Here is a 12,248-nt window from a genome sequence, read left to right as displayed (position 1 = left end):
TAAGCGGCCCTACGAGAATTAAGGGTTTAAGAAATAACCAGGAGAGAACGAAGGGTTAATCAATATTAAAAAGAGGGTTAAAAAAAGGGGGGGAATGGGTAAAAAAATCCCCCCTTGCGGGGGGACCTCACGCGGTTAGTTACCGCCGAACATATCTTTAATCCAGCCTGCGACACCATCGCTGTCTTTCTTCTCGTTCTGCTGCTGCGGCTGTTGCTGCTGCGGCTGCTGTGGCTGAGAAGACTGCTCGAACGGGTTACCCGTTGGCTGTTCTGGCTGGCTTTGCTGGCACAGGGAATCCGGGTTGGTTGTCCAGACCGGCAGAGTACGCATTCCGCCGCCGCAGACGAAGTTACCGGAGCTGTCCACGCCCATATCGACGATATCTTCCGGCGCAACCAGGTTCAGCGGCACCGGGGACTGATTCGCCAGATAGCGCTGGTAAATCGACATCGCCCCGCTCGCGCCGTACAGCTTGGTCGGCTGGTTGTTGTCGCGGCCTACCCAGGTGATCACCACTTCACGACCATCAATACCGGCAAACCAGGTATCAACGTTGTTGTTGGTGGTCCCGGTTTTACCCGCCAGATGCAGGCCCGGATACTTCGCCCCCAACTGACGGCCGGTACCGCGCTGCACCACCTGCTGCATCGTCCACAGCGTCATATAGGCCGCCTGCGCAGGAACGGCACGTTCCGCCTGCGGAAAGCTCTGATACAGCACGGAGCCATCTTCGGCAATCACCGAACGCAGGGCGGAGAGCGGCGCGCGGTTACCGCCGCTGGCGATCGTCTGGAACGCCTGCGCCACTTCGATCGGCGTCAGGTTGAGCGCACCCAGGATCATCGCCGGTACCGGGTGCAGCTGATCTTTCGCCACGCCCAGCTTCTGCCAGGTATCGACAATCGCTGGCAGACCCAGCGACATGCCCAGGTTCACCGTCGGCACGTTCATGGAGCGCGTCAACGCATCCACCAGCATCACCTGACCGCTAAACTGCTTGTCGTCGTTCTGCGGTGACCACACCTGGCCGTTAGGCTGGCGCAGGGAGATCGGCGCATCCGCAATCCAGGTATTCAGACGATACTGGTTTGGCTGACTCAGGGCAGTGAGATAGGTCGCCGGTTTTGCCAGAGAGCCGATCGAGCGACGCGCCTGCATGGCACGGTTATAGCCAGCAAACTGCGGCTCGGCACCGCCCACCATCGCACGAACTTCGCCGGAGTTACGGTCAACCACCACCATCGCGGTTTCAAGATCGGAGAGCTTACGCTGTTTCTTCAGCGCCGGAATGCCTTCCACCGCCGCTTTTTCTGCCGCATCCTGCGCCACGGAGTCAAAGGTCGTAAAGATCTTCACGCCGGAGAGATCTTTCACTTTGTCACCCAACTTGCTCTGCAGCTCCTGACGCACCAGCTGCATAAACGCAGGCTGAGGCGAGATCACCCCGCCGCGCGGCTGCACGCCAAGCGGACGCGCGCTCAGCATGTCGTACAGCTCCTGGTCAATCACCTGCTGCTGTTGCAGCAGACGCAGAACGAGGTTACGACGCTCCAGCGCCAGTTTCGGGTTACGCCACGGGTTATAAATGGATGCCCCTTTCACCATGCCCACCAGCAGCGCCTGCTGATCCAGACTCAGCTCTTCAACCGGACGACCAAAGTAGTACAGGCTCGCCAGCGGGAAGCCGCGGATTTCGTTGTCGCCGCTCTGACCGAGGTACACCTCGTTCATATACAGCTCAAGGATACGATCCTTGCTGTAGCGCGCATCCATCAGCACGGCCATATACGCTTCGTTCGCTTTACGCCAGTAAGAGCGCTCGCTGGAGAGGAACAGGTTCTTCACCAGCTGCTGGGTCAGCGTACTTGCCCCCTGCACGGTACGGCCCGCGGTCAGGTTAGCCAGGACCGCACGGCCAATCGAGTAGAGGCTGATGCCGTCATGCTCGTAGAAGTGGCGGTCTTCGGTTGCCAGCAGGGTATCAACCAGCAGATCCGGGAAGCCGTTACGCGCCACGAACAGACGCTGTTCGCCGTTCGCCGACGAGAGCATGGTGATCAGGCGGGGATCGAGACGGAAGAAACCGAACTGACGGTTGTTATCCATGTTCTCGATGGTATCCAGACGATCGCCGTCAAAGGTCAGACGCGCGCGCACCTGACCCTCTTTGCTGTCCGGGAAATCAAACGGACGGCGGATCATCTCAATGCTGTTGGCCTGCACGGTGAATTCGCCAGGGCGCGTCATTTTTGACACCTGACGATACTGGGTGGCTTCCAGCAGTTTTACCATTTCGTTTTTCGTGATGGACATATCTGGCTCAAGGTTCACCATGCGGCCATACACTGCCGCAGGCAACTGCCAGACTTTACCGTCGATACGGCTGCGGATCTTCTGATCCAGATAGACGCCGTAAATTGCCATCAGCACAACAAAAACAATAAAGAGCTTCAGCAGCAGCCAGAACCAGCCGCGTTTGCCCCGAGGCTTGCGCCCTTTGCCTTTCCCTTTACGCGGCATCGGTTCTTCATCCTCATCATCGTCTTCATAGTCATCGTCATAGTCCTCATCTCTGAGGCGACGACGGCTTACCTTTTCTTTCGCCGGACGCGTTGGTCTTCCCTTACGTCCTATTGGCTCGCGGTCATTCCCCGCCATGCTTTTTCTCCGCAACTTTCAGGCGCAAAGGCCCGATTCTCTTTTCTTCCACCGGTCTGTGAAAGAAGAAATCTCTCAAAATTAGTTCTCCCTCTCCCTGTGGGAGAGGGCCGGGGTGAGGGCATCAGGCCGCACATCCCTTTCAGGAATACTTCTTCGTCCGCTTCGTCGGCGCCGTATTTGCCGGATCGTCCGGCCAGACGTGTTTGGGGTACCGCCCTTTCATCTCTTTTTGCACGTCACGGTAGCTCCCCGCCCAGAACGCCCCCAAATCGCGAGTGATCTGCAAGGGTCGATGCGCAGGCGACAGCAGTTCAAGCACCAACGGCACGCGCCCTTCAGCGATAGACGGCGTGGTTGCCTCACCAAACATCTCCTGCATTCGAACCGCCAGCGCCGGCGGATTATCCTCATGATAACGGATGGCAATCCGGCTTCCGGTCGGCACAGTGTAATGCCCTGGCAGTTCACTATCCAGACGTTGACGCAATGACCAGTCCAGTAAATTCTGTAACGCGACCTTAACATCAAGCGCTTTCAGCGCCCGCAGGGAGTGTACGCCGCTCATCTGCGGCAGTAGCCAGGTCTCCAGCGACGCGAGTAACGTTTCGTCATCCACCGCTGGCCAGGCGTACTCCGGCAACCAGCGAGCGGCGCAGTGCAGGCGAATGCGGTACTGCTCAGCCTCCGGTGTCCAGTTCAGCACGCTCAGCCCTTTTTCCCGAATGCCGTTCAGCATAGCCTGATGGAGCTCGTCTTCCGACGGCTTCGCCAGCGGCTTCGTTCCGAGTGTCAGTTTGCCAATCTGGCTGCGACGAAACGCCTTCAGCGTGCCCTGGGCGTCATCCCACTCGACGATGTCCGATTGCTGGAGCAGATGCGGACAGGTACGGGTCAGGGCGTCAATATCTACGGCAATCGCCTGCAGGATACGCGCATCCGGGGAGTTGCTCCCCTGCAGCAGGAGCGGCGCAATCAGCCACTCATGACGCGTCAGGGCATCATCGCTGTCCAGCATCGCCCCCATACCGTTTGCCAGCTGGTAGCGACCGTCCAGCCCGCGCCGACGCGCAATCCGGTCCGGAAACGCCTGCGCTAACAGCCGGGAGATGCTCTCACTGTCTGGCACGCCGCCGCGGCTGTTAAGCCGCTTACAGAGCTGCTGGGCCCGCTGCTGCCAGTTCCCCTGATTGCGCGAAAACGCCTGCCCCAGATCGCTGCTGCCTCCGCGCGGCGGCTCCTCAAGGATAGCCGCCAGTTTGGCCGCCGTGGCAATCTCATCCTCCCCCTGCGCGGCCACCAGCATCGCGGCCAGACGCGGATCGTTGCCCAGTGCCGCCATTTTCTGGCCGCGTACCGTCAGACGTTCGCCTTCCAGCGCACCAAGCTGGGTCAACAGGTTGCGCGCAGCGGTGAGGTTCACGGCTGGCGGGGAATCAAGCCAGGTAAGCTGTCCAGGATCCGGGCAGCCCCACTGCAACAGATCCATCACCAGGCCAGACAAATCGGTTTGTAGAATTTCCGGTGTGCTTTGCTGCGCCGCGCGTTCCGCCTGCTCTGCGCTGGTCAAATGCAGGCAGATACCCGGCTCAAGTCGCCCCGCGCGGCCCGCGCGCTGCACCAATGATGCCTGGCTGATGCGCTGCGTCAGGAGTTTAGTCAGCCCGGTGCGCGGGTCAAAGCTTGCCACCCTCTCCTGTGCGCTATCGACCACCAGGCGAATACCTTCGATGGTCAAACTGGTTTCAGCAATATTGGTTGCCAGTACCACCTTGCGCTGCCCGCCCGGGGCAGGAAGGATAGCTTTACGCTGCTCCTGCAGCGACAGCGCGCCGTAGAGCGGGCAGAGCAGTACATCACCGCCTACGCGAGAGGAAAGCTGCTCCTGCACGCGCTGGATCTCCCCGACGCCCGGCAAAAACAGCAGCAGCGAGCCGGGTTCCTGACGCAGCAGTTCTGCGGTGGCAATGGCGACCGCTTCGTCAAAACGCTGATGGGAGGGAAGCGGTTGATAGCGGCGTTCAACTGGAAACGCCCGCCCTTCAGAGCTGATGACAGGCGCATCGGGTAACGCCTGCCGTAGCCGCGCATTGTCCAGCGTGGCCGACATTATCAGCAGCCGGAGATCGTCACGCAGTCCCTGCTGAACGTCCAGCAACAGCGCGAGGGCCAGATCCGCCTGCAGGCTGCGCTCGTGAAATTCATCCAGGATCACCAGCCCGACGCCGGTCAGCTCCGGATCGTTTTGCAGCATGCGGGTGAGAATGCCCTCGGTGACCACCTCAAGGCGCGTTGACGGACCCACGCAGGTCTCGGCGCGCATCCTGTACCCTACCGTTTCGCCCGGTTTTTCTTTCAGCAGTTCCGCGAGGCGCTGCGCCACGTTGCGTGCGGCCAGCCTGCGCGGCTCCAGCAGGATAATTTTCCCGCTGATGTTCCCCTCTTTCAGAATCTGCAGCGGCAGCCAGGTGGACTTACCCGCCCCCGTCGGGGCATTCAGCAAAACCTGCGGGGAATGGCGTAAGGCAGCGAGAAGGTCAGGAAGAACAACGGCGACCGGCAATGAGGACACTAACAGCTCCAGAGGGTTAACATTCGTCGGCGTACATTGTAGCATCGGCGCATATCATTACCGAGTCCTCCGTATGCCTGAGTCGAAACGGCTGTTTTTTGCCATTGAATTGCCCACCCCCTTACAGCGTCAAATTGTTCGCTGGCGCGCTGACCACTTCTCGCCGGAGGCCGGTCGCCCTGTCGCGGCGGCCAACCTGCACCTGACGCTGGCCTTTTTGGGCGACGTCAGTGCCGAAAAACAGCGGGCGCTAGCCGCCATGGCAGGGCGTATTACCCAGCCGGAATTTACGCTGCACCTCGACGACGCGGGTCAGTGGCTGCGTTCGCGCGTGGTCTGGCTGGGTACGCGACAGCCTCCGCGCGGATTATTACAGCTGGCGAACATGCTGCGCGCGCAGGCGGCGCGCAGCGGCTGTTATCAAAGCCCACAGCCGTTTCATCCGCACATCACCCTGCTGCGCGATGCCGGTCAGGCCGTTGCCATCCCGCCGCCGGGTTTTCACTGGGCCTTTCAGGTCAACACATTCGCGCTTTATGAATCCGTCTTTATTCAGGGACGCACCCGCTATACGCCGCTACAGCGCTGGACGCTGGGCGACACCGAAAGGAATTCTGATGAAGTTTAGTCCTCCCCTGCAGCACGCTACGCTTGTCCAACGCTACAAACGCTTCCTCGCCGATGTGATCACGCCAGAAGGCGAACAGCTCACCCTGCACTGCCCCAATACCGGTGCCATGACGGGCTGTGCGACGCCGGGTGACAGGGTCTGGTATTCCACATCAGAAAATACTAAACGCAAATATGCTCATACCTGGGAAATGACCGAAACCCAAAACGGGGCATTTATTTGCGTTAATACCCTGCGCGCCAATCAGTTAGTTAAGGAAGCGCTGACCCATGGCGTTATTCCCGAACTGGTTGGTTATGGCACGCATAAAAGCGAAGTGAAATATGGCGATGAAGGCAGCAGAATTGACTTCATGTTACAGGCGGAAGACAGGCCGGAGTGCTATATTGAAGTAAAATCAGTGACGTTAGCGGAACAGGAAAATGGCTACTTTCCGGATGCGGTAACGCTACGTGGCCAGAAGCATCTGCGAGAGCTAATGAGTGTTGCGGCGGCGGGCAAACGCGCCGTATTGCTGTTTGCGGTATTGCATTCAGCCATTGAACGTTTCTCCCCTGCCCGCCATATTGATCCTAAATACGCGCAATTGTTGAATGAGGCACAAAAGCAGGGGGTAGAGGTTTTCGCTTATAAAGCGGAACTTTCTGCCGATAATATGACTCTGAGATCCTCTCTTCCCATTGTCTTATAAGGGATTAGACGATTGACTATTAAGTGTTCTGGCCGCGTGCGCAAATACGCTTTTCCTCACAGGCTTGTCAAGTGTTACGTTTAGATAATTGCCATACGGAAAAGCATCTGCTATTTATAGCGACCTGATTTTTCCCCCAACACGGGGATCGATAGTGCGTGTTAAGGAGAAGCAACATGCAAGAAGGGCAAAACCGTAAAACATCGTCCCTGAGTATTCTCGCCATCGCTGGGGTGGAGCCGTATCAAGAGAAACCGGGCGAAGAGTATATGAACGAAGCCCAGCTGTCGCACTTCAAGCGTATTCTTGAAGCATGGCGTAATCAACTCAGGGATGAAGTCGATCGCACCGTTACTCATATGCAGGATGAAGCTGCTAACTTCCCGGATCCGGTAGACCGTGCCGCTCAGGAAGAAGAGTTCAGCCTCGAACTGCGTAACCGTGACCGCGAACGCAAACTGATCAAAAAGATCGAGAAAACGCTGAAAAAAGTCGAAGACGAAGATTTTGGCTACTGCGAATCCTGCGGTGTTGAAATTGGCATTCGTCGCCTGGAAGCGCGTCCAACCGCCGATCTGTGCATCGACTGCAAAACGCTGGCCGAAATCCGCGAAAAACAGATGGCCGGTTAACACCAGCGCTGTTTACACACTCCAAAGGCGGGAGTCTCTCCCGCCTTGTTACTGTTGATATGTCTGAATCACACTATATTGGGCGCTTCGCGCCATCTCCTTCCGGTGAATTACACTTCGGCTCATTAATTGCCGCGCTTGGCAGCTACCTGCAGGCTCGCGCCCGTCAGGGAAAATGGCTCGTCCGCATTGAAGATATTGACCCTCCGCGTGAAGTTCCCGGTGCAGCAGAGACGATTCTGCGTCAGCTGGAACATTACGGTCTTCACTGGGATGACGAGGTTCTGTGGCAGTCAACACGTCACGAGGCGTATCGGGAACGTCTGGCCTGGCTTCGCGCTCAGGGGCTTTCCTATAACTGCACCTGCACCCGCGCGCGTATCCAGAGCGCAGGCGGCGTCTATGACGGCCACTGCCGCACGTTGAACAACGGTCCTGAAAATGCCGCCGTGCGAATACTGCAGCGCTCACCGGTGACGCGCTTTCACGATTTACTCTCCGGTGAGATTCATGCCGATGAACGTCTGGCGCGTGAGGATTTTATTATTCACCGTCGCGATGGCCTGTTCGCCTACAACCTGGCCGTGGTGGTGGACGATCATTTCCAGGGCGTGACGGAAATTGTGCGCGGGGCGGATCTGGTCGAGCCGACCGTACGGCAAATCTCGCTGTATCACCAGTTTGGCTGGACAGCACCGGACTACATTCATCTGCCGCTGGCGGTTAATACGCAGGGCTTAAAATTATCAAAGCAGAACCACGCCCCGGCCCTGCCAGACGGCGATCCGCGTCCTGTTTTGATCGACGCGCTGCGTTTTCTCAACCAGAATGTAACCAACGAATGGCAGGATCTGCGTATTGACGAACTGCTGAAAATGGCCATCGCCAACTGGACGCTCAGGGCTGTGCCAAAAATCCAGCATTCTCAAATGCGTTGCGCTGAGCTATGATTAGCCGCTTTTTTCATAACAAAACACACTACGAGGTGTACCATTTTTACCCGAGTCGCTAATTTTTGCCGTAAAGTGCTAAGCCGCGAAGAGAGCATGGCGAATGATGCTATTGCACAGCCACACATGTCGGTTATTCCGCGTGAGCAGCACTCTATTTCCCGCAAAGATATCAGTGAAAATGCCCTCAAGGTACTCTATCGTCTGAATAAAGCGGGCTACGAGGCCTATCTCGTCGGCGGTGGGGTGCGTGATTTACTGCTGGGCAAAAAACCGAAAGATTTCGACGTGACGACCAGCGCCACGCCTGAGCAGGTGCGCAAATTATTCCGCAACTGTCGTCTCGTTGGCCGCCGCTTCCGTCTGGCTCACGTGATGTTTGGGCCGGAAATTATCGAAGTGGCGACCTTCCGCGGCCACCACGAAGCGGGCGCATCCGATCGCACCACGTCGCAGCGCGGCCAGAACGGTATGCTGCTGCGCGACAACATCTTCGGCTCTATCGAAGAAGATGCCCAGCGTCGCGACTTCACCATCAACAGCCTCTATTACAGCGTGGCGGATTTCACCGTGCGCGATTACGTCGGCGGCATGCAGGACCTGAAAGAAGGTCTGATCCGCCTGATCGGCACGCCGGAAACGCGCTACCGTGAAGATCCCGTACGTATGCTGCGCGCCGTGCGTTTCGCCGCCAAGCTCAATATGCGCATCAGCCCGGAAACGGCCGAGCCGATCCCGCGTCTGGCGACGCTGATTAACGACGTGCCGCCTGCTCGCCTGTTCGAAGAGGCGCTGAAGCTGCTGCAGGCCGGCCACGGTTTTGAAACCTATAATCTTCTGCGCGAATACAACCTGTTCCAGCCGCTGTTCCCGACCATTACCCGCTACTTCACCGAAAACGGTGACAGCCCAATGGAGCGGATGATTGCGCAGGTGCTGAAGAATACCGATACCCGCATTCGCAACGACATGCGCGTGAACCCGGCGTTCCTGTTTGCCGCGATGTTCTGGTATCCGCTGCTGGAAACGGCCCAGCGCATTACCCAGGAGAGCGGGCTCGCCTATTACGATGCGTTCGCGCTGGCCGCCAACGACGTGCTGGACGAAGGCTGCCGCACGCTCGCCATTCCGAAACGTATTACCACTCTGGTGCGCGACATCTGGCAGCTTCAGCTGCGCATGTCCCGTCGTCAGGGCAAACGCGCCTGGAAGCTAATGGAACATCCTAAGTTCCGTGCCGCCTTCGATCTCCTGTCGCTGCGCGCTGAAATTGAACGCAACCAGGAGCTGCAGCGTCTGGCGCAGTGGTGGGCTGAATTCCAGGTCTCCGCCCCGCCAGAGCAGAAAGATATGCTGACCGGGCTGGATGAAGAGCCGGAACCGCGTCGCCGTCATCGTCGCCCGCGCAAACGCGCGCCGCGTCGTGAAGGGACAGCATGACCCTCGCGTATATCGCCATCGGCAGCAATTTAGCCTCACCGCTGGAGCAGGTGAATGCTGCCGTAGAGGCGCTGGGTGAGATCCCGCAAAGCCGCATCGTGGCGGTCTCCTCGTTCTATCGCACCCCGCCGCTGGGGCCGCAGGATCAGCCAGACTACCTCAACGCCGCCGTGGTTCTTGAGACTGAGCTGGGTCCCGAAGCGCTGCTGGACAATACCCAGCGTATTGAGCTTCAGCAGGGCCGCGTACGCAAAGCCGAACGCTGGGGGCCGCGCACGCTTGATCTCGATATTATGCTGTTTGGTCACGAGACGATTAACACTGAACGTCTCACCGTTCCGCATTACGACATGAAAAATCGCGGGTTTATGCTCTGGCCGCTGTATGAAGTTGCCCCTTCCCTTACCTTCCCTGACGGGCTCTCGCTAGAGGCCGTTCTCAACAGTCTCGGTGCGGAGAAACCCGCCCGCTGGTAAGGCTGTTTTTTTAGCGATTAACCATAAAATATTTATGGTTAATCGTTTACCTAAAATCATTGTTCCCTCGAATGTTACTGTTAGAATGCGCAAAGATTCGCTTTTGGGCTATCAGGAAACAGTATGAAACCAACCACCATCTCCTTACTGCAGAAATGCAAACAGGAAAAAAAACGCTTCGCCACCATCACCGCGTATGACTACAGCTTCGCCAAACTGTTTGCCGAAGAGGGGATCAACGTCATGCTGGTCGGGGACTCGTTAGGGATGACGGTACAAGGACATGATTCCACCCTGCCGGTAACGGTTGAGGATATCGCTTACCATACCCGCGCCGTGCGCCGTGGCGCCCCAGCGTGCCTGCTGCTTTCCGATCTGCCGTTTATGGCCTATGCCACGCCGGAACAGGCATTCGAAAACGCGGCGGCAGTGATGCGTGCCGGTGCCAATATGGTCAAAATTGAAGGCGGCGCCTGGCTTGTGGATACGGTGAAGATGCTCACCGAGCGCGCCGTGCCGGTGTGCGGGCATTTAGGCCTGACGCCGCAGTCCGTCAATATCTTTGGCGGCTATAAGGTGCAGGGCCGTGGCGATGCCGCCCAGACGCTGCTGGATGATGCCCTGGCGCTGGAAGCCGCAGGTGCCCAGCTGCTGGTGCTGGAGTGCGTGCCGGTTGAGCTGGCGAAACGCATCACCGACGCGCTGTCCATTCCGGTGATTGGTATCGGTGCAGGCAACGTCACCGACGGTCAGATTCTGGTGATGCACGACGCCTTCGGTATCACCGGCGGACACATCCCGAAATTTGCCAAAAATTTCCTCGCCGAAGCGGGCGACATGCGCGCTGCGGTCAGGCAGTATATTGCCGACGTTGAATCCGGTGTTTACCCGGGTGAAGAACACAGTTTCCATTAAGGAGTCTCGTTGTGCTAATCATTGAAACCCTGCCGCTGCTTCGCCAGCATATCCGCCGCGCGCGACAGGAAGGTAAACGTATCGCACTGGTCCCGACCATGGGCAATCTGCATGACGGCCACATGAAGCTCGTCGACGAAGCCCGTGCACGGGCAGATATCGTGGTGGTCAGTATCTTCGTGAACCCCATGCAGTTTGACCGCGCAGACGATCTGGCACGCTACCCGCGTACCCTGCAGGAAGATTGCGAGAAGCTCAAAAAACGCCACGCGGATATCGTTTTCTCACCTGCACCGGCGGATGTTTACCCGCAGGGTACCGAAGAGGCAACCTACGTTGACGTCCCGGGCATTTCCACCATGCTCGAAGGCGCGAGCCGCCCGGGCCATTTCCGCGGCGTTTCCACCATCGTCAGCAAGCTGTTCAACCTGGTACAGCCGGACGTAGCCTGCTTTGGCGAGAAAGATTTCCAGCAGCTGGCGCTGATCCGCAAGATGGTTGCGGATATGGGTTACGATATCGAGATTGTCGGCGTACCGATTGTACGCGCCAAAGACGGTCTGGCACTCAGCTCGCGAAATGGCTACCTGACTGCCGAACAGCGTAAAATCGCGCCGGGCTTAAGCAAGGTCATGAACACCATGGCAGAGCAGATGCTGGCAAAAGAGTTAACAGCAGAAGAGATTATCGCCCTTGCCGAGCAGGCGCTTAACGATAAAGGCCTTCGTGCTGACGACGTACAAATTCGTGATGCTGATACGCTGCTGGAATTAACCCAGAACAGCAAGCGCGCAGTCATCCTGGTGGCGGCCTGGCTAGGTCAGGCGCGTCTGATCGACAATAAAGTGGTTGAGCTGGCGTAGTTCCCTTCACCCCTGATAATGATAGGTAAACGTAATGATTCGCAAAATGCTGCAAGGTAAGCTTCACCGTGTGAAAGTCACGCAGGCCGACCTGCACTATGAAGGCTCCTGCGCTATTGACCAGGATTTCCTTGATGCAGCAGGTATCCTCGAAAACGAAGCGATTGATATCTGGAACGTGAACAACGGCAAACGCTTCTCCACCTACGCGATCGCCGCCGAGCGCGGGTCCAAAATCATCTCCGTTAACGGCGCTGCGGCGCACTGCGCGGACGTGGGTGATATCGTGATCATCGCCAGCTTCGTGATGATGTCTGACGAAGAAGCGCGCCGCTGGCAGCCTAAAGTCGCCTACTTCGAAGGCGAGAATGAAATGAAGCGCACCGCAAAGGCGATTCCGGTTCAGGTTGCATAAGC

The 12,248-nt window shown here is 57.8% G+C and carries 11 protein-coding genes; 9 read left to right on the top strand and 2 right to left on the bottom strand.

The features are described 5' to 3' along the window. Positions 1–135 precede the first annotated feature (135 nt). A complete protein-coding gene (gene mrcB, locus ACHH0Z_RS11730; protein ID WP_008501930.1) occupies positions 136–2,661 on the bottom strand; it encodes a bifunctional glycosyl transferase/transpeptidase in 2,526 nt (841 codons plus the stop codon). A 142-nt stretch (positions 2,662–2,803) separates the two neighbouring features. Continuing rightward, complete coding sequence (gene hrpB / locus ACHH0Z_RS11725) at positions 2,804–5,233, bottom strand: ATP-dependent helicase HrpB (protein ID WP_045406450.1); 2,430 nt, start codon at positions 5,231–5,233, stop codon at positions 2,804–2,806. A gap of 73 nt (positions 5,234–5,306) precedes the next feature. Between hrpB and thpR the strand changes: the two genes are divergently transcribed. The 9 genes from thpR to panD all read left to right on the top strand — a co-directional run bounded on the left by thpR (position 5,307) and on the right by panD (position 12,246). Further along, positions 5,307–5,861 carry an RNA 2',3'-cyclic phosphodiesterase gene (gene thpR / locus ACHH0Z_RS11720; RefSeq protein ID WP_045353245.1) on the top strand — a complete coding sequence of 185 codons (555 nt, stop codon included), beginning with the start codon at positions 5,307–5,309 and terminating at the stop codon, positions 5,859–5,861. After that, positions 5,851–6,555 carry a DNA/RNA nuclease SfsA gene (gene sfsA, locus ACHH0Z_RS11715; RefSeq protein WP_021240498.1) on the top strand — a complete coding sequence of 235 codons (705 nt, stop codon included), beginning with the start codon at positions 5,851–5,853 and terminating at the stop codon, positions 6,553–6,555. The genes thpR and sfsA overlap by 11 nt, the downstream gene beginning before the upstream one ends. Positions 6,556–6,731: 176 nt before the next feature. After that, positions 6,732–7,187: an RNA polymerase-binding protein DksA gene (gene dksA, locus ACHH0Z_RS11710; RefSeq protein ID WP_001155232.1), complete on the top strand. Its 456-nt coding sequence runs from the start codon at positions 6,732–6,734 to the stop codon at positions 7,185–7,187. 59 nt (positions 7,188–7,246) lie between these two features. Then, positions 7,247–8,137 (top strand): tRNA glutamyl-Q(34) synthetase GluQRS, encoded by an 891-nt coding sequence (gene gluQRS / locus ACHH0Z_RS11705; RefSeq protein WP_023293246.1) that lies wholly within the window; start codon positions 7,247–7,249, stop codon positions 8,135–8,137. A gap of 42 nt (positions 8,138–8,179) precedes the next feature. After that, positions 8,180–9,577, top strand: coding sequence for a polynucleotide adenylyltransferase PcnB (pcnB, locus tag ACHH0Z_RS11700; RefSeq protein ID WP_072203850.1), 1,398 nt, complete (start codon positions 8,180–8,182; stop codon positions 9,575–9,577). Continuing rightward, positions 9,574–10,053: a 2-amino-4-hydroxy-6-hydroxymethyldihydropteridine diphosphokinase gene (gene folK, locus ACHH0Z_RS11695; protein ID WP_023345448.1), complete on the top strand. Its 480-nt coding sequence runs from the start codon at positions 9,574–9,576 to the stop codon at positions 10,051–10,053. The genes pcnB and folK overlap by 4 nt, the downstream gene beginning before the upstream one ends. Positions 10,054–10,176: 123 nt before the next feature. Next, positions 10,177–10,968, top strand: coding sequence for a 3-methyl-2-oxobutanoate hydroxymethyltransferase (gene panB / locus ACHH0Z_RS11690; RefSeq protein WP_008501941.1), 792 nt, complete (start codon positions 10,177–10,179; stop codon positions 10,966–10,968). Between the two features lie 11 nt (positions 10,969–10,979). After that, entirely contained in the window at positions 10,980–11,831 is an 852-nt protein-coding gene (gene panC / locus ACHH0Z_RS11685) for a pantoate--beta-alanine ligase (RefSeq protein ID WP_008501942.1), read from the top strand. Between the two features lie 34 nt (positions 11,832–11,865). Next, complete coding sequence (gene panD / locus ACHH0Z_RS11680; RefSeq protein WP_006173750.1) at positions 11,866–12,246, top strand: aspartate 1-decarboxylase; 381 nt, start codon at positions 11,866–11,868, stop codon at positions 12,244–12,246. Positions 12,247–12,248 lie beyond the last annotated feature (2 nt).

This window comes from Enterobacter cloacae complex sp. 2024EL-00227, from assembly GCF_043945315.1.
Taxonomy (GTDB): domain Bacteria; phylum Pseudomonadota; class Gammaproteobacteria; order Enterobacterales; family Enterobacteriaceae; genus Enterobacter; species Enterobacter roggenkampii.
Note: the sequence above shows the minus strand (reverse complement) of the source record. Positions and strands in the feature narration are given on the sequence as shown.